Origin of the sequence: Halomonas sp. B23F22_3 (assembly GCF_043496965.1) — a bacterium.
Lineage (GTDB): Bacteria > Pseudomonadota > Gammaproteobacteria > Pseudomonadales > Halomonadaceae > Halomonas.
Genome location: NZ_JBIEKG010000001.1, coordinates 406,879 through 426,325 on the forward strand (window position 1 = coordinate 406,879; position 19,447 = coordinate 426,325).

A 19,447-nucleotide genomic window follows, 5' to 3' on the forward strand; every position below is an offset into this window, starting at 1 on the left:
TGTTGGTGGTGGTCTTGCCGTGGAGGTCGGGGAGCGCTGCCCGGCTCACGCCGTCAGGCGCGGGTCCTGGAACAGCCCTCCCCAGCCGGTGATGCGGGCGGGATCGACGCCGGCCAGGGCCAGGGTCTTCCACACCGTGACGCTGACCGAGTCGTAGATGGGAATGCCGAGCTCGCGCTCCAGCGCCGGCACGATGCCCGCGCCACGCAGGTTGGTGCAGAGGATGGTGATGGCCTGGGGCTTTGCCTTGGCCACCTCGCGCACCATCTCGGCCAGGGTCGCCTCGTCGTACTCGGAGAAGGAGAAGTTGCCGCGGTCGTTGAGGTGGCGCTCGGCGACCACCTCGATCCCCTCGGCCCGGTAGTTGTCGATGATCGCCGCCTGGATGTCGTCGAGGTAGGGGGTCACCAGCCCGAGCCGGGTCACGCCGGTGCGCTCGAGGGCCTCGTTGAGGGCCAGCACGCTGGTGGTCGTCGGCGCGCCGGTCACCTCGGTGATGGCGGCACACAGCCGGCGGTCGGCCTCGAAGCCCAGCCAGCTCGCCGAGGTGCCGTTCCAGGCGATGACGTCCATGCGGGCGTCGTTGAGCAGGCCGGCGGCCTCGAGCAGCGGGGCCGGGTCGAACTGCGCCAGCGCCGTCTCGCTCAGGGAGATCTCCCTGACCGTGAAGCGCTGGAAGTGGGCGGTCACCTCGGGCATCAGCTCGCCGAGCAGGGCCGCGGTATAGGGCTCCAGCACGGTATTGGAGGAGGGCGTGAGCATCCCGATCAGGGTGCGTTGCATGGCAGGATCCTTGTTCTTGTCGGCTGTCTTGTCGGGCGTTGTATCACCCTTCTTGTTCGGGCCTGTTATCGGGCCTTTGGCGTGCTTTGAATTTTGAATTCAAAATACAGTATGCAAAGAGTCGCACAAGATCCAGATTTTGCAAGTACACTTTTCGGCAACCGGCGACGCGGGGGTTCGCGTCGCCTTCCAACAGGAGATGACCATGGACGACACCGCAGATGTGAAGGCCCCCGAGGCCCTCGCCGGCTCGGCGCCGCTTCGCCGCCTGTCACTCTACGAGGTGGTGGCGGAGCAGCTTCGCGAGATGGTGCTCGAGGGCGAGCTGTTGCCGGGCAGCCGGATCTCCGAGAAGCGCCTCTGCGAGTCCTTCGAGGTCTCGCGCACCCCGCTGCGCGAGGCCCTCAAGGTGCTCGCCAACGAGGGGCTGGTGGAGCTGCTGCCCAATCGCGGCGCCAAGGTGACCGAGGTGGACCCGCGGGAGGTCGCCGACCTGTTCGAGGTGATGGTGGAGCTGGAAGCGCTCTCCGGGCACCTGCTCGCGCGGCGCGCCGGAGAGGCCGAGATCGCCGAGCTGCGCGCGCTGCACCAGCAGATGCTGGATCACTACCGGCGCCAGGAACGGCCCGAGTATTTCCGCCTCAACCAGCGGATCCACCGCCGATTGGCCGAGATCTCGGGCAATGGCGTGCTGCTCGAGCTCGAGACCGCGCTCAACCTCAAGATCACCCGCGCCCGCTACGCGGCCAACATGAAGCTCGGCCGCTGGGATGAGTCGGCCCGCGAGCACGAGCGCATCCTCGAGGCCCTGGAGCGCCGCGACGGCGAGGCCCTGGCCGACGCCATGCGCGACCACATGCGCAAGACGGGCGACGCGGTGCTCGAGGGCCTGGCGGCGCGCTGAACCCGGCCGGCTCTCGCCGGCCGCCTTGGGCCTCGGGCCATCGCCCCCTTGCGCCCTCCCGCCTGGCTTCGCTCTCTCGCCGCTCTCTTGGCGCTCTCTTGGCGCTCTCTCGCCCTGACCTGGTGCCTCCTTCCGTGCGGGGGAGCATGCACGCCCCTCGGCCGCCGATTCGGGACGAAAGCCGCTGACCTCACCTTTTACAAAAATTCAAATTATTGATTTTATTTGGTAAATAAAAAAAACGTATTCTGTATTTTGAATTTCCAAACGCCCTGCCCTATGGTTTCCCTGAGTCGTCGGCGCGCTTCGGCACGCCCCCGCTTCCCCTCCATTGCCGCGAAGGACCCTCGGATGACAACAACAACCCGAACCACTCGATACGCTACCCCCCTGCTGCTGGCCCTGGGCCTCGGCGCGCCGCTGCTGGCCGGCGCCGACACCCTGCGCTTCGGCGGCAACTTCACCGATGATCACTCCAGCAGCCGCGCCATGGAGATCTTCCAGGAGCGGCTCGCCGAGCGCACCGACGGCGACCTGACCGCCCAGCTGTTCCCCAACATGCAGCTCGGCGGCGCCGGCGAGAACGTCGACCAGGTGAACTCGGGCGCCATCATGGGCACCTGGATCGGCATCTCCTACCTGTCGCGCACCGTGCCCGAGCTCGAGGCGCTGAGCCTGCCCTTCGCCTTCGACAGCCGCGAGGACGCCTTCTCGCTGATCGACGGCGAGGTCGGCGAGCTGCTCGACGAGAAGCTCGCCGAGGCCGGCTTCACGGCGCTGGGCTACATGGAGCTCGGTTTCCGCCATGTCACCAACAGCGTCCGCCCCCTCGAGACCGTAGCGGACTTCCAGGACCTCAAGATCCGCCTGCAGCCCAACCAGACCCACTTGGACACCTTCCGCGCCATCGGCGCCAACCCGGTCTCCATGGACATCAACGAGGTCTACGGGGCGCTGCAGCAGGGCGTGCTCGACGGCCAGGAGAACCCCTACAGCATCATCAGCACCAAGCGCCTCGACGAGGTGCAGCAGTACCTCTCCGATACCGGCCACTTCTACGACTACATCGTGGTGGTCGCCAATCGCGACAAGTTCGAGGGGCTCGACGAGGACGAGCAGCAGGCGGTGCACGCCGCCATGGCCGAGGCGGTGGCCTGGCAGCGCGAGACCGCGGCCGAGGAGGACACCGCGGCCCGCGAGACGCTGATCGAGCGCGGCATGCAGTTCACCCCGATCAGCGACGAGACCCGCAGCGCGCTGCGAGACGCCAGCCAGGGCGTGGTCGACGACCTGCGCGAGAAGGTCGGCGCGGAGATCGTCGACCGGGTGCTCGAGGAGCTGGGGTCATGACACCCGCCTGGCACCGGCTGGAGGCGCACGCCTCCAGCCCGTTCACCCGCCATTTCCTGCACGGCCTGGCGCTGCTGGATCGCACCTCCTACTTCGCCATCCTGCTGGCCATGACGCTGATGACGCTGCTGGTGTCGGCCCAGGTGTTCGCCCGCTACGTGCTCGGCACCTCCATCGACTCCGCCGATGAGCTGTCGCGCCTGTGCTTCGTGTGGGCGATCTTCCTGGCCATTCCCCACGGCATCAAGGTCGGCATCCACGTCGGCATCGACGCCCTGGTGAGCCTGCTGCCGAAGAGCGTGCGGGACTCGCTGGCGCGCCTGATGGCGCTGGTCGGCGCCGTGCTGATGGCGGTGCTGGCCTGGATCAGCCTCGGCGCGGTGGCCGACAAGTGGCAGGAGATGATGCCGACCCTGCCGATCACCGCCGCCGTCTTCTACATCGCCGTGCTGGTCTGTGCCGTCCACTGCTGCCTGCACCTGATCGCCCAGGCCTGCCGGCTGGAGCCGCTGCAAAGCGCCCCGCCGGAGCGTCAAGGAGGGAGCGCCTCATGACCCCCGCCATCATCTTCACCTTCCTGGGCTTCGCCCTGCTGCGCATGCCGCTGGCCTTCGCTCTGGGCCTGGCCTCGCTGGTCGGCCTCTACGTCGGCGGCATGGACTTCTCGGTGATGCCCCAGCGCATGATGCACTCGGTCAACAGCTTCCCGCTGATGGCCATCCCGCTGTTCATGCTGGCCGGCGAGCTGATGGTCGCCGCCGGCATCCTGCAGCGCCTGGTCGACTTCGCCAATTCGCTGATCGGTCGCGTGCATGGCGGCCTGGCCCACGTCGCCATCGTCGCCGGCATGGTGCTTGCCGCGGTGAGCGGCGCCGCGGTGGCCAGCGCCAGCGCCCTGGGCAGCTCGCTGGTGCCCTCCATGCGCCAGCAGTACGACACCGGCTACAGCAGCGCCGTGGTCGCCTCGGCCGCCAACCTGGGCGCCATCATTCCGCCCAGTAACGCCATGATCATCTACGCCCTGATGGCCGGCTCCTCGGTCTCGGTGGGCGGGCTCTTCATGGCAGGAGTCATACCCGGTGTGATTCTTGCTGTGGGCTTCATGGGCCTGGCCAGCTTCCTGTCGATGCGCCGCGGCTATCCGCTGGTCGGCGGCGTGGTGGGGCTGCGCCACGTGCTGGTGCAGACCTGGCGCGCCCTGCCGATCCTGCTGATGCCCATCGTGGTGGTCGGCGGCATCGTCGCCGGGGCCTTCACCCCCACCGAGGGGGCGGCCATCGCCGTGGTCTACGCGCTGCTGATTGGCTTCTTCGTGACCCGTCAGCTGCGCCTCTCGGACCTGCCCAAGGCGATGTTCAACGCCGCGGTGACCGCCGCCATGGTGGGCGCGCTGATCGCCTTCGCCTCGACCATGACCTTCGCCTTCACCATCGACCTGATCCCGATGCAGCTCACCAACTGGATCCAGGGGCTCACCGACGACCCGCTGATGTTCCTGCTGCTGGTCATGGCGCTGCTGATCGGCGTGGGCATGTTCATCGAGTCCAACGCCGCCTACATCATGCTGGTCCCGCTGCTGGCCCCCATCGCACTGGCCTACGGCGTCGACCCGCTGCTGTTCGGCTTCCTGTTCGTGATGAACCTGGTGGTCGGCATGATGACGCCGCCGGTGGGCGTGCTGCTGTTCGTGATGTGCGGCATCTCCAACCTCAGCCTCAACGAGCTGATGAAGAGCGCCTGGCCGTTCATCCTCTTCCAGTACGCCGTGCTGATCGCCTGCATCGCCTTCCCCGGCATCGTCACCTGGCTGCCCCGCACCCTGGGCTACTGACCACCACCCGACCCTGACAAGATCCCCGCGCGCCCCCGCCCTCACGGGCGCGTCACGGGGGCCCCTGCGCCCTGCGCGCGGCATTGACAACCCGAACACGAGAGCACGCCATGAAACTGCTGGTCATCAATCCCAACATCTCGACCGACGTGACCCGCCTGATCGAGAACGAGGCGCGGCGCAGCATCCGCCCCGACACCGCCCTGACCATGGCCACCGCCCCCTTCGGCGTGGCCTACATCGAGACCCGGGCCGAGTCCCAGGTCGGCGGCTATGCGGCCATGCAGGTCGCCGCCGAGGCCCACGCCGACCACGACGCCGTGGTGGTCGCCGCCTTCGGCGACCCCGGGCTCGCCGCGCTGCGCGAGATCCTGCCCATCCCGGTGGTGGGCATGACCGAGGCCGCCCTGGTCACCGCCTGCCAGCAGGGCAGCCGCTTCTCGGTGATCGCCATCTCCCAGCGCATCCAGGCCTGGTACCGCGAGACCATCGCGGGCTACGGCTTCGCCGATCGCCTGGCCAGCATCCGCGCCCTGGACGAGCCGCTTGCGCATATCGGTCGCGTCCAGGAGGACCAGGGGGATCGCCTGGTGGCGCTGGCCGAGCGGGCGGTCGCCGACGATGGCGCCGACGTGCTGATACTGGCCGGCGCGCCGCTGGCCGGGCTCGCCCGCACGGTGGCGCATCGCCTACCGGTGCCGGCCCTGGACGGGGTGACCTGCGCCCTGCACCAGGCCCAGGCGATGGTCGACCTGGCCCCGACCACGCCCCGCGGCGGCAGCTTCGCCGCGCCGCCCAGCAAGGACTGCCAGGGCCTGGGCGAGGCGCTCTCGCGGCTGGTCGGCCGCCAGCCGCTGGCCACCACGCGGGCCTGAGCGGAGACCGAGCCGCCGCCGGGATCCCCCGGCGGCCTTCCCGCCCCGCCGCGACGCGCCCTATACTGAGCCCATTCGCCGACGGGCATCGTCCGGCTCACCGCCGCTGCCCACCCAAGGAGGCCCTCCCCATGACCCTGGACAGCGATGCCGCACCCGACATCGCCGACTCGCCGCCCGGCCGGCGCCGCATCCAGACCACCTCGCTGGCCCAGGAGGCCTACGCGGTGCTGCAGCGGATGATCGTGCGCGGCGAGCTGGCGCCCGGCGAGCGCATCGCCGAGCCGGCGCTCTGCGAGCAGCTGGGCATCTCCCGCACGCCGCTGCGCGAGGCGCTGCGCATGCTGGCAAGCGACGGCCTGATCGCCACGCGACGCAACCGCAACGCGGTGGTCACGCGGATCGATCCCCAGGAGCTCGAGCACCTGTTCGAGGTCGAGGCCGGCATCGAGAGCCTCGCCGTGAGCCTGGCCGCCCGGCGCATGACCAACACCGAACTCAAGCAGCTGGATACCCTGCAGGAGCGCCTGGAGAAGCTCCATGCGAAGGGCGACCGCGACGGCTACTTCGCGCTCAACCAGCGGATCCACGCGCTGCTGGTGGCCGGCGCCAAGAACCCGGTGCTGGAGGAGACCCACCGGCGGCTGCTCGGTCGCCTGGAGCGCGCCCGCTACCTGGCGCTGGACCGCCTCGGCCGCTGGCAGGAGTCCACCGACGAGCACCGCGCCATTCTCGAGGCCCTCAAGGCTCGCGACGGCGAGCGGGCAAGCCGCCTGCTGGCCGACCACGTCCAGCACACCGGCGAGTCGATCACCCAGATCAATCGCGACTGACGCCTCCCCCTTCCCAGGCGCCCCCACAACGACGACACCCGCCGGCTGGCGGGTGTCGTCGTTCGACGTGGCCGTGGCCCGCCTCAGCGGCGCTGGCTGTAGGGCAGCGCCATATGCCGGTTGACGTCCTTGTAGAGCAGGTAGCGGAAGGGCCCCGGGCCGCCCGCGTAGCAGGCCTGCGGGCAGAAGGCGCGCAGCCACATGTAGTCGCCGGCCTCGACCTCGACCCACTGCTGGTTGAGGTGGTAGACCGCCTTGCCCTCGAGCACGTAGAGGCCGTGCTCCATGACGTGGGTCTCGTCGAAGGGGATCACGCCGCCGGGCTGGAAGGTGACGATGGTCACGTGCATGTCGTGGCGCAGGTCGTCCGGGTCGACGAAGCGGGTGGTCGCCCACACCTCGTTGCAGTCCGGCATCACCGTCGGCGCGATGTCGTTCTCGTTGACCACGAAGGCCTCCGGCACGTCGATGCCGTCGACATACTCGTAGGCCTTGCGGATCCAGTGGAAGCGCACCGGGGCGTCGGCCTCGTTGCGCAGCTGCCAGTCGCAGCCAGGCGGCAGGAAGGCGTAGCCGCCGGGCACCATGCGGTGCTTCTCGCCGTCGATGGCAAGCGTCATCTCGCCCTCGACCACGAACAGCACGCCCTCGGCGCCGGCGTCGGTCTCGGGGCGCTCACTGCCGCCGCCCGGGGAGACCTCCATGATGTACTGGGAGAAGGTCTCGGCGAAGCCGGAGAGCGGCCGCGAGAGCACCCACAGCCGGGTTTTCTCCCAGTGCGGCAGCTTGCTGGTGACGATGTCGCGATACACGCCCTTGGGGATCACCGCAAAGGCCTCGGTGAACATGGCGCGATCGGTGGTCATTACCTTCTGGCTCGGGTGGCCGCCCTGGGGGGCATAGTACTGGTGAGAGGCCTGACGCGGCTGATTCATGAAGCGGACTCCTGTTCGCTGTGGGCTGGCGCGACGGCCTCGCCTTGCGGCAGGGTCACGCGGATGTCGATGGGGTACTCGTCGCAGTTGTTGCCCTCGCCGCCGCGGTCGACCACCAGGAACTCGCCCTCGCGCTCGAGCACCGACTGGATGGCGTGCCAGGTGCCGGCGCGGTAGTTGACGCCCTGGCGGCCATCGGTGAGAAAGGCGCGCACGTCACTCGGCTCGATGGCCTCGCCGGGTGGCGCCACCACCACGATGAAGCGCTCCTCGTGCATCGGCACGAAGGCTTGGCTGCCCTGGGGATGGCGCTCGAGGAACGGTAGCTCGAGGGGCACCTCGACCGGCTGGCTGACGAAGATGCTGATCAGCGCGCGGGCCTGCTCGCCGAGGGTCTCGACCCGGGCCAGGTCGTGGTAGCGGCGGGTGCGGCCGGCGTTGATGGGGAAATAGTCGGAGGTGCGGGTATCGATCACGTCACCGAAGGGCGCGAAGGCCTCCGGGGTGAGGGGCTGGGCCTCGAGTTCAAGCATGACGGCTCCTGAAGAATGCAGGGCGGGGCGGACGGCACACCGACCGCCCCGGGCTCGGGGATGACGCCGGATCAGGGCGCCGGGTGGTGATCGGCCCAGTGGCGGGCGATGTCCACGCGGCGGGTGACCCAGACGCGATCATGGGCCTCGATGTGGTCGAGGAAGCGCTGCAGGGCGCGGAAGCGACCGGGGCGGCCGAGCAGCCGGCAGTGCATGCCCACGGAGAGCATCTTCGGAGTGTCCTCGCCTTCCGCGTAGAGCACGTCGAAGGCATCCCGCAGGTAGGTGAAGAAGTGATCCGCGGTGTTGAAGCCCTGGGGGGCGGCGAAGCGCATGTCGTTGGTGTCCAGGGTATAGGGCACCACCAGGTGGCTACGCTCCTGGCCCTGGCTGTCCGCCTCGCGGGTCCAGAACGGCAGGTCATCGCCGTAGTAGTCGCTGTCGTAGAGGAAGTTGCCCTCGTCGAGCACCAGCCGGCGGGTATTGGGGCTGTCGCGACCGGTGTACCAGCCCAGCGGCTTCTCGCCATAGAGCGACTGGAATATCTCGATGGCGCGGCGCATGTGCTCGCGCTCGAGCTCTTCCGGGACGTCCTGGTAGTGGATCCAGCGATAGCCGTGGCAGGCGATCTCGTGACCCAGCTCCTTGAAGGCGTGGGCCACCTCGGGGTGGCGCTCCAGCGCCATGGCCACGCCGAACACCGTCAGCGGCAGGCCGCGACGCTCGAACTCGCGCAGGATCCGCCACACGCCGACCCGGGAGCCGTACTCGTAGATCGACTCCATGCTCAGGTGGCGATCGGGGAAAGCGGGGGCGCCGATGATCTCGGAGAGGAATTGCTCGGAGCCCTCGTCACCGTGGAGCACGCAGTTCTCGCCGCCCTCCTCGTAGTTGAGCACGAACTGCACGGCGATCCGCGCCTTGCCGGGCCACTTGGCCTCGGGCGGCGTGCGGCCGTAGCCGATCAGGTCGCGCGGATAGTCCCCTCGGGTCGGTGACGTCATGGCGTAGCTTCCTTCTTGTTAGGGGCCGATGGTTAGGGCCTGGCTCGATGGCACGTAGCAGCCATTTTGAGCAACACTAAATGTATACAATTAAAGGATAGGGTGTGCCCATTGCAGTTGCAAGATCCCCTACCCTCAGTCGGCGGTCAGCCGCATCAGCGCCAGGCTCTGGGCCAGGCCGGCGTCCAGGGAGTCGATCAGCCGCGTCCCGGAGGGCGCGGCGAGCTCCGCGGCCAGGCCGGCGAAGGCGGCCCCACCGACGATGATCGCCTCGGGCGAAAACCGCGCCTGCTGGTCGTCGATGGCCGCCTGCACCCGCTCGCGGGCGGCCTCGCGCTCGGCCGGCAGCGCCAGGTCGCCGATCTCGACCGGCGTGATGCCGAGGCAATGACGCGCGGCACCGAGGTCGTGGAGCACGTCCTCGATCATCCGCGGCCAGCGACGCCCGGGGGTCACGATCGAGAAACGCGCGCCGAGCTGCAGCGCCGAGAGCAGCGAGGCCTCGAGCAGGCCGATCACCGGCACCGGGCTGATCTCGCGCGCCGCCGCCAGCCCCGGTTCGCCGAAGCAGGCCAGCAGCACGGCCGCGTGGTCCTGCGCGCCTCGCGCCTCGAGACTCTCCACCACGGCGGCACCGGCCAGGGCGCAGTCGCGCCGCGAGCCGATGTAGGCCACGCCCTGCTCGGCCGTCTCGGCGTCCACCTCGACCGCCGCGCCGAGAAAGGCCCTGGCCCGGGCGGCCATGGCGTCGGTCATGGCGGCGTTGGTATTGCCGTTGAGCATCAGCAGACGCATCGCGTTTCCTTCGATCGAGCCGGGGACGTCCCTCAGACTCCATTTTTGTATACAAGAAATCAACCCCCACGCCAAGGGAAAGGGGCCGCCTCGTCATCTCGCGCCGGATTCGCCCGTTTCTCCGCCCTCCCGGGGGGGCGTCCGTCTCCGTCAGGGTGCCGGGGCGATGAGGGATAAACCGTCACCGCCGCCATTGTATTCACTAGACAATAAAAAATGTATGCATTTCACCCCAAAAAATAGCAACATTTAGTTGTATACACTGAATGACGGCACGATAATTTCTCTAATTATTATTTATATTTATGATTTTAAAGGATTTAATGACAGCTCCCGGCGGCGAATTCGGGCTTGATTTGCCGATCCCGGCATCCTACTTTGTGTACAAGAAGCAAATTCCTTGTTCACAAAAATAACGACACAGCGAGAGCCCCCATGCAGATTCGCGTCATCAATCCCAACACCACCCGCGGGATGACCGACACCATCGGCACCGCCGCCCAGGGCATCGCCGCCCCCGGCACCGTCATCACCGCCACCCAGCCGGCCCACGGGCCGGTCTCCATCGAGAGCCACTTCGACGAAGCCATCAGCGCCGTGGGCGTGCTCGAGGAGGTGATGGCCGGCGAGCGCGACGGCGTGGATGCCTACATCATCGCCTGCTTCGGCGACCCGGGCCTGCTGGCGGCCCGCGAGCTGACCCGGGCCCCGGTGATCGGTATCGCCGAGGCGGCCTTCCACATGGCCACGCTGATCAGCACCCGCTTCTCGGTGGTCACCACCCTCGGCCGCACCGGCATCATCGCCGAACACCTGCTCGACCAGTACGGCTTCGGCCATCACTGCCGGCGGGTCCGCGCCGCCGAGATCCCGGTGCTCGACCTGGAGGACGACGGCGACGCCGCGCTCACCCGCATCATCGAGGAGGGCCGCCGCGCCCGCGAAGAGGATGGCATCGGCGCCATCGTGCTGGGCTGCGGCGGCATGGCCGACCTCACCGACGAGATCAGCGCGGCCGTCGGCCTGCCGGTGGTCGAGGGCGTGACCGCCGCCGTCAAGCTGACCGAGGCGCTGGTCGGCCTGGGGCTCGGCACCAGCAAGGTGGGCGATCTCGCCTTCCCGCGCGCCAAGGCCTTCAGCGGACGCTTCGAGCACCTGTCCCACGGCGCCGGCCTGCGCTGACGCCGAGGCTTGCGCCGCGCATCGCAAGCGATCCCGGCCCCTGAACGGGTCGGACAACAACCACAACGACTGCACCCCCTTGCGAGGAGAGCACCATGACCCTCTCGACTTCCCGCGCCGCTCCCGGCGATGATATCCGGGTGACCCACGACGCCTCCCACGACACCAAGGCCGCCGGCAGCGAATCGCTGGCCCCCCAGAAGACCCGCATCATGGGGCGCACCTCCTACCTGTTGGCCTGGTTCGGCGGCTGCGTCTCGATCGGCACCTTCACCATGGGCTCCAGCGTGGTCGGCACGCTGAACCTGCTGCAGGCGACCCTGGCGATCGCCATCGGCTGCTTCGTGATCGGCATCGCCCTGGCCCTGAACGGCGCCGCCGGCTACAAGTACGGCATTCCCTTCATGGTCCAGGCGCGCAGCGCCTTCGGCTTCGCCGGCACCCGCCTGCCGGGGCTGGTGCGCGCCGTACCCGCCATCGTCTGGTACGGCTTCCAGAGCTGGATCGGCGCCGGCGCGCTGAACATGGTCTCGGCGACCCTGTTCGGCTTCGACAACCTGATCTTCTTCTTCATCACCTTCCAGTTCCTGCAGATCGCCCTGTCGGTGCTCGGCTTCCAGGGCATCAAGTGGCTGGAGAACATCGGCAGCGCCTTCATCCTGGCCTCGCTGGTCTACATGTTCTACAGCACCGTGCAGCGCTACGGCGACGAGCTCTCGGCCAGCATGCTGACCATGGAAGGCTCCTGGGGCATGCCGTTCTGGGGCGCCACCATGCTGTTCCTGGGCATCTACAGCACCATGATGCTCAACGTCAGCGACTACTCCCGCGAGCACAAGGAGGGTAGCGGCCCGGGCCTTCTGACCACCCTCTACGCCATGTCGATCCTGCCCTGCACCCTGTTCATGGGCCTGATCGGCTACATGGTCTCCGAGGCCACCGGCGTCGCCGACCCCGTCCAGGTGTTCGCCAACGCCGTGGACAACACCCCGCTGCTGATGACCACCCTGCTGTTCATCGCCTTCGCCCAGGTGACCACCAACGTGCTCAACAACGTGGTGCCGCCGACCTACGTGCTGATGGACGCCTTCAAGCTGAAGTTCCGCACCGCCACCGTGATCGTCGGCCTGCTGGCCTTCGCGACCTTCCCCTGGGAGCTGGTGCAGCCGGACTCCGCCGACGGCCTGCAGCTCTTCGTGCAGACCTACTCCGCCTTCCTCGGTCCGATCTTCGCCATCCTGGTGGTCGACTACTACCTGGTGCGCCGCCGCACCCTGGACCTCGGCAAGCTCTACGACGAGCAGGGGCCCTACCGCGGCGTCAACCCGGCGGCGCTGATCGCCACCGCCGTGGGCATCGCCGCCGCCCTCTCCTTCTCCTCCGTCTCCTGGTACGCCAGCCTGATTCCGGCCGGTGTCACCTACTACCTGCTGATGAAGCACTGGGCCCCCTGCCAGCGCTTCTGCCAGTAACGCCCCGGCATCGGGGATAGCCTCCCCAGCACCCGGTCCCTTCCCGATGGAAGGGGCCGGGATCACCACAAGAACACAAGGCCTCTTTCCATGACGGACATGACGGACCAACAGCTGGAGATCCAGCATCGCGACCCGAGCCTCTACAACGAGGACCTGGCCCCGATCAAGAAACGCGACCGCAACTGGGGCTGGTTCGAGATCTTCAACGTCTGGTCGAACGACATCCAGAGCCTGTTCGGCTACACCCTGGCGGCCTCGCTGTTCATCTCCTACGGCCTCAACGGCTGGGCGGTGATGGCGGCGATCATCCTGGCCGGCGTCGTGGTGATGTGGCTGGTCAACCTGACCGGCAAGCCGAGCGTCAAGTACGGCGTGCCCTTCCCGGTGATGATCCGCGCCAGCATGGGGGTGCGCGGCGCCAACTTCCCGGCGATGCTGCGCGCCATCATCGGCATCTTCTGGTACGGGGTGCAGACCTACTTCGCCTCCACCGCGATGGCGCTGCTGCTCACCGCACTGTTCGGCGACCCCGGCGGCGAGTTCCTCGGCATGTCGCCCATCGGCTGGCTCTCCTTCGTGATCGTCTGGGTCTTCCAGATCGCGCTCTTCTGGCAGGGCATCGAGAAGATCAAGCACTTCCTCAACTGGGCGGGGCCGCTGGTCTACGTGGTGATGGTGGCGCTGATGATCATCGTCTGGTTCCAGGCCGGCAGCGACCTGCTGCCCGCGGTGGGCACCATCTTCGGCGGCGAGAGCGAGTACCAGGGCAGCGCCATCGGTGCCTTCCTGGCCATCACCGGCACCATGATCGCCTACTTCGCCGCGGTGGTGATCAACTTCGGCGACTTCACCCGCTTCGTCAGGAGCGAGCGCGAGATGAAGCTCGGTAACCTGCTGGGCCTGCCGCTCAACGTCGCCTTCTTCTCGTTCATCGCGCTGATCATCACCGCCGGCACCCTGGCGCTGTTCGGCGAGACCCTGACCAACCCCTCGGACATCATCGAGCGGGTCGACTCGCTGCCGCTGACCATCATCGCCGCGATCACCTTCTTCGCCGCCACCGTGGGCATCAACCTGGTGGCCAACTTCATTCCGCCGGCCTACGACCTGGCCAACCTCTTCCCGCGCAAGATCAGCTTTCGCATCGGCGGCCTGATCACCGCCGGGGTGGCCTTCTTCGTCGGGGCACTGTGGGTCTCGCTGATCAGCCAGATCGGCATCGCCGGCTTCGTCAACGCCCTGGGTGCCATCGTGGCTCCCTTCTACGGCATCATCGTGGTCGACTACTACCTGGTGAAGCGCCAGCGCCTGAACATCCAGGACATGTTCTCGAGCGACCCCGACGGCGCCTACCACTACGTCAAGGGCTGGAACAAGCGGGCGCTCGCCGCCTTCGGCCTGGCCGCGCTGTTCTCGGTCTCCTCGGTCTGGGTGCCGGCCCTCGAGGCGCTGGGCGGCTATGCCTGGCTGATCGGGGCCGCGCTGGGTGGCGCCTTCTACTACCTGCTGATGCGCTCCCAGCGCGAGTCGATTCCCGTGCACTCCTGAGGCGACGCCCCAGGGCCACGCTTGACGACATCACTCGCCATGATCGGCGCCCCGGACTCACGACCCGGGGCGCCGCTATTGGCTCTCGGCCTTCCAGAAGGCTTTCACTCCCCACGCCTCTATTCGCCCGCCTCTCTTACCGAAAACCCCGCCTTCCTTAACGAGATATCTTCCGGCGCCTACTCTTCTTATACCTAGCCGCTTTCTCGCGATAAATTCCGAATAAAACGCTCGCCTTTCCGAGCCAATCACCTCCCGACCCCCTCCAGCCATCCTCCCCCGACTTCATCGCCCCCTTCGGCAACATGGCCGCATGTCGCCTGCCGGCCCATGCCCACCCTCATCTCAAGAAAAACTCTTTTAAAATGGTAATATAGCGACATAACCGCCCTTCACTGAGCGACCATCACTGTATACAACTGGCAACGACTTCCTGGCCATCATCGACATGATAGCGGCGGACAATCTTCTGGTTTTCTCGAAATAATCTTTCTTCGATTTTTTGATCGACATTACGATATATGACACGACATAAGGCAGAAAATATCTGGCACCAATCGGGACAAAAAACTGGACCTATTAGCCATTAATTCACGGGTGTTAACTGTCATAACGATCCCATAGGGGATCCGTCAAACATCGTAAAAAAGAGGCAAAAACCCCACCCACCATCCCACCACCTGAGGAGCCACCCCAATCGACAGGAATCGAGAGCAACGGTGGAATCGACAACAACAACTCCTGGGAGTCAACCATGAAACCCATTGAAAAGACCCTGGCCATGACGCTGCTCGCCACCTGCATGGCGACCGGCGCGGCTCACGCGAAGACCATCACCTGGGCAGACACCTCCGACGTCTACTCGATGGACCCCCACGGACAGGCCATCAGCCCGACGCTGGCCTTCCTGCACCATATCTACGAGCCGCTGGTGCGCTACAACAAGGCGCTGGAGATCGAGCCGGCGCTGGCCACCGGCTGGGAAGCGGTGGAACCCGACCGCTGGCGCTTCACCCTGCGCGAGGGGGTGACGTTCCACGACGGCAGCGCCTTCACCGCCGAGGACGTGGTGGCCTCGCTCACGCGGGCGACCCACCCGGACTCGCCGATCCGCGGCAACCTGCCCGCCGTGGCGAAGGTCGAGCAGGTCGACGAGTACACCGTCGACATCCACCTGAACGGCAACTACCCCCTGCTGCTCAACGACCTCACCAACGTCTATGTCCTCGACAAGACGTGGATGGACGAGCACGGCGCGCTCAATCCCGTCGACCCCAGCAAGGGAGAGCAGAGCTATGCCACCACGCACACCAACGGCACCGGCCCCTTCGTGCTGGACACCCGCCGTCCCGATGCCGAGACGGTGCTGACCGTCAATGAACAGTGGTGGGACGAGGCGGAGCACAACCTGACGCGCATCGAGTTCACCCCCATCGCCTCGGACGCGACGCGGGTCTCGGCCCTGCTCTCCGGGCAGATCGACATGATGCTGAGCGTGCCGCTGCAGGACATCTCCCGCCTGCAGAATGCCGCGGGCTTCCAGATCCTCGAGACCCCGGGGCTGCGCACCATCATGCTGGCGCTCAACCAGACCCCGGAGACCCTGGCGGACGGCGGGGCCGGCGACAATCCGCTGCGCGACGTCGGGGTGCGCAAGGCGCTCTACCAGGCCATCAACATGGAGCTGATCCGCGACAAGCTGATGCGCGGCAAGTCGCGCAACGCGGCCCTGCCGGTGGCCCCGGCCGTGCCCGGCCACGTCGCCGAGCTCGACGAGCGCTTCCCCTATGATCCCGAGGCCGCGCGGCAGCTGCTCGCCGAGGCCGGCTACCCCGACGGCTTCAGCATCGGCCTGGACTGCCCCAACGATCGCTACGTGCGTGATGAGGAGATCTGCCAGGCGATCGCCGCCATGTGGGCGCGGGTCGGCGTCGAGACCCGGGTCAATGCGCGCAATGCCAGCAACCACTGGCAGACGGCCCTGAACGGCGGCTCCGACGTCTGGATGTTCGGCTGGGCCACCCTGCCGATGCTCGACTCCTTCAGCATCCTCTCCCAGGTACTGACCAGCCCCCACGACAAGTACGGCGCCTGGAACCCCGGCGGCTATGAAAACGCCGAGGTCGACACCCTGGTCGAGAAGATCTCCGTCGCCCAGGACGAGCAGGAGCGCCTGGCGATGATCGGCGAGGCCTTCGCGCTCACCAAGGCCGAGGTCCCGCTGATCCCCCTCCACCAGCAGCCGCTGATCTGGGCCGCCAACGACAACATCCAGCTGCCGCAGACGCCCGATAACAAGGTGCGCCTGTGGTACGCCACCGTCGACTGAGCCTCGCTGGCAGGCGACGGCCCGCATCGGGCCGTCGCTCCCCCTCACCATCCAACGGGATAGGGCAATATCATGATTGCATTCCTGATTCGCAGGCTGCTGCAGGGCGCGCTGGTCATGCTCACGGTCGCCTTCATCGCCTTCAGCATGTTCCGCTTCGTCGGTGATCCGGTCACCAACATGCTGCCCCAGGACGCGACGCTCGAGCAGCGCACCGAACTGCAGGAGCGGCTCGGCCTCAACGAGCCGCTGCCGCTGCAGTTCGGCCACTTCGTCACCAATGCGGTGCAGGGTGACTTCGGCATCTCCTATCGCAACCAGCGGCCGGTCTCGGACCTGATCGCCGAGCGGCTACCCGCCACCATGGAGATGGTCTTCGCCGCGGTGGTGCTGTCGCTGGTGATCGGCATTCCCATGGGCGTCTACACCGCCCTGCGGCGCGACAGCTGGCTGAGCCACCTGTTCCAGGGCGTCTCGCTGACCGGCATCTCGGTGCCGACCTTCGTCACCGGCATCCTGCTGATCCTGGTCTTCTCGGTGTGGCTCAACTGGCTGCCCTCCTTCGGGCGCGGCGAGGTCGTGGAGATCGGCGGCTGGAGCACCGGGCTGCTGACCGTCAGCGGCATCAAGGCCCTGATCATGCCGGTGATCACCCTGTCGCTGTTCCAGATCACCCTGATCATGCGCCTGGTCCGGGCCGAGATGCTGGAGGTCCTGAAGACCGACTACATCCGCTTCGCCCGGGCGCGCGGGCTGACCAACCGGGCCGTGCATTTCGGCCATGCCCTGCGCAACACCCTGATGCCGGTGATCACCATCACCGGCCTGCAGATCGGCGCCCTGATCGCCTTCGCCATCATCACCGAGACCGTCTTCCAGTGGCCGGGCATGGGGCTGCTGTTCATGCAGGCGGTGAGCTTCGTGGATATCCCGGTGATGTCCGCCTACCTGGTCATGGTGTCGCTGATCTTCGTGGTCATTAACACCATCGTCGACATGCTCTATTTCGTGGTCGATCCGCGCCTGCGCGTCGATGCGGGCAAGAACACCACCGGCGCCTGAGGAGTCCCACCATGAGTACCGTAACCCAACGCCTCAACGACGACTGGCGCAGGTTCATCGACAGTGACCTGTTCTACAGCTTCCGTCGCTCACCGATCACCATCGTCGCCTTCGTGGTGGTGGTCACCCTGATCCTGGCGGCGATCTTCGCCCCCTGGATCGCGCCCCACGATCCCTTCGACGTCAGCACCCTGAGCCTGCTCAACAGCGAGCTGCCCCCCGCCTGGGTGGCGGGCGGCGACCCGGCCTTCCTGCTGGGCACCGACGGCCAGGGGCGCGACGTGCTCTCGGCGCTGCTCTACGGCGCCCGCATCTCGATCCTGGTGGGCCTGGCGAGCGTGGCCTTCGCCATGACCCTGGGAGTCTGCCTGGGCCTGCTGGCCGCCTACGTGGGCGGCACCGTCGATGCACTGATCATGCGCATCGCCGACGTCATGATCAGCTTCCCGCCGATCCTCGTGGCGCTGCTGATCAACGGCGTGGCCCGCGGCGTGCTGCCCCCGGAGATGCAGCACGACGCGGTGATCTTCGTGCTGATACTCGCCATCGGCCTGACCACCTGGGTGCAGTACGCGCGCACCGTGCGCGGCTCCACCCTGGTCGAGAAGAACCGCGAATACGTGCTGGCCGCCCGGGTCATCGGCCTGCGCTCCCGCGCGATCATGGCCAAGCACATCCTGCCCAACGTGATCGGCCCGATCCTGGTGGTGGCCACGGTGAACCTGGCGATCGCCATCCTGATCGAGGCCGCCCTCTCCTTCCTGGGCGTGGGCATGCCGCCCACCGAACCCTCGCTCGGCACACTGATCCGCATCGGCAACGAGTTCCTGTTCTCCGGGGTCTGGTGGGTCGTGATCTTCCCCTCCGCCGTGCTGGTGCTGCTGGTGCTGTCGGTGAACCTGCTGGGCGACTGGCTCCGCGACGCCCTCAACCCCAAACTGCGCTGAGCGAGGCGATCATGACAGACCACAACAACACCTCCCCCGTGCTCGACGTGAAGGATCTGCACATCGAGTTCGACACTCGCCACGGCGCCCTGAAGGCGATCGACGGCGTCTCGCTGCAGATCGCCCCGGGCGAGATCCTCGGCGTGGTCGGTGAGTCCGGCGCCGGCAAGTCGCTCACCGGCACCGCGATCACCGGCCTGCTGGAGCGCCCCGGGCGCATCTCGGGCGGTGAGATCCGCCTCGAGGGCCAGCGCATCGACACCCTCTCCCAGGACGAGATGCGCCGCCTGCGCGGCCGGCGCATCGGCGCCATCTTCCAGGACCCGCTGACCAGCCTGAACCCGCTCTACACGGTCGGCCGCCAGCTCATCGAGACCATCCGCACCCACCTGCCGATGAGCAAGGCCCAGGCGCGAAAGCGCGCCATCGAGCTGCTCGCCGAGGTCGGCCTGCCGGCGCCGGAGACGCGCATCGACCAGTACCCGCACCAGTTCTCGGGGGGCATGCGCCAGCGCGTGGTCATCGCCCTGGCGCTGTGCGCCGACCCCAAGCTCGTGATCGCCGACGAGCCGACCACCGCCCTGGATGTCTCGGTGCAGGCGCAGATCATCACCATGCTCAAGCGCCTGTGTCGCGAGCATGGCACCGCCGTGATGCTGGTGACCCACGACATGGGGGTGATCGCCGAGGCCGCCGACCGCGTGGCGGTCATGTACGCCGGCCGCCTGGTCGAGGTCGGTCCCGTCGCCGAGGTCGTGAAATCCGCCAAGCACCCCTACACCCAGGGGCTGATGAACTCCATTCCCACCGTGCTCCACGACGTGGAGCGCCTGGAGCAGATCGAGGGCTCCATGCCGCGGCTGACGGCGATCCCCCCGGGCTGCGCCTTCAACCCGCGCTGTCCGCACGCCGTCTCGCGTTGCCGCGTCGAACGCCCGGACCTGATGGCGGCCGGCGAGGGTACGGCCGCCTGCTGGCTCGTCGAGGAGGGCGCCGCCCAGGCCTCGCCCGCGCGCGCCACCGCCGACACGCTCGTCGAGCACCAAGACTGAGGAGGCAGG

General features: G+C 67.3%; 18 protein-coding genes. 13 read left to right on the forward strand and 5 right to left on the reverse strand.

Annotation, left to right across the window (positions count from 1 at the left end; genetic code table 11):
- Positions 1–45 precede the first annotated feature (45 nt).
- On the reverse strand, positions 46–783 hold the full coding sequence (locus ACGTNG_RS01800) for a maleate cis-trans isomerase family protein (protein ID WP_394575130.1): 738 nt from the start codon (positions 781–783) through the stop codon (positions 46–48).
- 205 nt (positions 784–988) lie between these two features.
- On the opposite strand from ACGTNG_RS01800, the gene ACGTNG_RS01805 reads away from it, so the two are divergent.
- The 6 genes from ACGTNG_RS01805 (at position 989) to ACGTNG_RS01830 (ending at position 6,576) form a co-directional block, all read left to right on the forward strand.
- On the forward strand, positions 989–1,687 hold the full coding sequence (locus ACGTNG_RS01805; protein ID WP_394575131.1) for a GntR family transcriptional regulator: 699 nt from the start codon (positions 989–991) through the stop codon (positions 1,685–1,687).
- Positions 1,688–2,038: 351 nt separating this feature from the next.
- Complete coding sequence (locus ACGTNG_RS01810) at positions 2,039–3,037, forward strand: TRAP transporter substrate-binding protein (protein ID WP_394575133.1); 999 nt, start codon at positions 2,039–2,041, stop codon at positions 3,035–3,037.
- Positions 3,034–3,591 (forward strand): TRAP transporter small permease, encoded by a 558-nt coding sequence (locus tag ACGTNG_RS01815; protein WP_394575134.1) that lies wholly within the window; start codon positions 3,034–3,036, stop codon positions 3,589–3,591. Before ACGTNG_RS01810 ends, ACGTNG_RS01815 begins: the two co-directional genes overlap by 4 nt.
- Entirely contained in the window at positions 3,588–4,868 is a 1,281-nt protein-coding gene (locus ACGTNG_RS01820) for a TRAP transporter large permease (protein ID WP_089846870.1), read from the forward strand. Before ACGTNG_RS01815 ends, ACGTNG_RS01820 begins: the two co-directional genes overlap by 4 nt.
- 110 nt (positions 4,869–4,978) lie before the next feature.
- The gene (locus ACGTNG_RS01825; RefSeq protein ID WP_394575135.1) at positions 4,979–5,743 is read left to right on the forward strand and encodes an aspartate/glutamate racemase family protein; all 765 of its coding nucleotides are present in this window, start codon (positions 4,979–4,981) and stop codon (positions 5,741–5,743) included.
- Positions 5,744–5,874: 131 nt separating this feature from the next.
- A complete protein-coding gene (locus ACGTNG_RS01830) occupies positions 5,875–6,576 on the forward strand; it encodes a GntR family transcriptional regulator (protein WP_394575136.1) in 702 nt (233 codons plus the stop codon).
- Between the two features lie 83 nt (positions 6,577–6,659).
- On the opposite strand, the gene ACGTNG_RS01835 is transcribed toward ACGTNG_RS01830, so the two are convergent.
- The 4 genes from ACGTNG_RS01835 to ACGTNG_RS01850 form a co-directional block, all read right to left on the reverse strand.
- Positions 6,660–7,511 (reverse strand): bifunctional allantoicase/(S)-ureidoglycine aminohydrolase, encoded by an 852-nt coding sequence (locus ACGTNG_RS01835; RefSeq protein WP_394575137.1) that lies wholly within the window; start codon positions 7,509–7,511, stop codon positions 6,660–6,662.
- Complete coding sequence (locus tag ACGTNG_RS01840; RefSeq protein WP_394575139.1) at positions 7,508–8,044, reverse strand: ureidoglycolate lyase; 537 nt, start codon at positions 8,042–8,044, stop codon at positions 7,508–7,510. Before ACGTNG_RS01840 ends, ACGTNG_RS01835 begins: the two co-directional genes overlap by 4 nt.
- A gap of 71 nt (positions 8,045–8,115) precedes the next feature.
- Entirely contained in the window at positions 8,116–9,048 is a 933-nt protein-coding gene (gene puuE / locus ACGTNG_RS01845) for an allantoinase PuuE (RefSeq protein WP_394575140.1), read from the reverse strand.
- Between the two features lie 135 nt (positions 9,049–9,183).
- The gene (locus ACGTNG_RS01850) at positions 9,184–9,843 is read right to left on the reverse strand and encodes an aspartate/glutamate racemase family protein (RefSeq protein ID WP_394575141.1); all 660 of its coding nucleotides are present in this window, start codon (positions 9,841–9,843) and stop codon (positions 9,184–9,186) included.
- 435 nt (positions 9,844–10,278) lie between these two features.
- On the opposite strand from ACGTNG_RS01850, the gene ACGTNG_RS01855 reads away from it, so the two are divergent.
- The 7 genes from ACGTNG_RS01855 to ACGTNG_RS01885 all read left to right on the forward strand — a co-directional run bounded on the left by ACGTNG_RS01855 (position 10,279) and on the right by ACGTNG_RS01885 (position 19,438).
- Positions 10,279–11,025, forward strand: a complete 747-nt coding sequence (locus tag ACGTNG_RS01855; protein WP_394575142.1) for an aspartate/glutamate racemase family protein — start codon at positions 10,279–10,281, stop codon at positions 11,023–11,025.
- A 95-nt stretch (positions 11,026–11,120) separates the two neighbouring features.
- Complete coding sequence (locus ACGTNG_RS01860; protein WP_394575143.1) at positions 11,121–12,497, forward strand: NCS1 family transporter; 1,377 nt, start codon at positions 11,121–11,123, stop codon at positions 12,495–12,497.
- Between the two features lie 99 nt (positions 12,498–12,596).
- On the forward strand, positions 12,597–14,048 hold the full coding sequence (locus ACGTNG_RS01865) for an NCS1 family nucleobase:cation symporter-1 (RefSeq protein WP_394575144.1): 1,452 nt from the start codon (positions 12,597–12,599) through the stop codon (positions 14,046–14,048).
- A gap of 754 nt (positions 14,049–14,802) precedes the next feature.
- Positions 14,803–16,377, forward strand: a complete 1,575-nt coding sequence (locus ACGTNG_RS01870) for an ABC transporter substrate-binding protein (RefSeq protein WP_394575145.1) — start codon at positions 14,803–14,805, stop codon at positions 16,375–16,377.
- Positions 16,378–16,449: 72 nt separating this feature from the next.
- Positions 16,450–17,439 (forward strand): ABC transporter permease, encoded by a 990-nt coding sequence (locus tag ACGTNG_RS01875; RefSeq protein ID WP_394575146.1) that lies wholly within the window; start codon positions 16,450–16,452, stop codon positions 17,437–17,439.
- Positions 17,440–17,450: 11 nt separating this feature from the next.
- Positions 17,451–18,386, forward strand: coding sequence for an ABC transporter permease (locus tag ACGTNG_RS01880; RefSeq protein WP_394575147.1), 936 nt, complete (start codon positions 17,451–17,453; stop codon positions 18,384–18,386).
- 11 nt (positions 18,387–18,397) lie between these two features.
- Positions 18,398–19,438, forward strand: coding sequence for an ABC transporter ATP-binding protein (locus ACGTNG_RS01885; protein ID WP_394575148.1), 1,041 nt, complete (start codon positions 18,398–18,400; stop codon positions 19,436–19,438).
- The last annotated feature ends 9 nt before the right edge of the window (positions 19,439–19,447 follow it).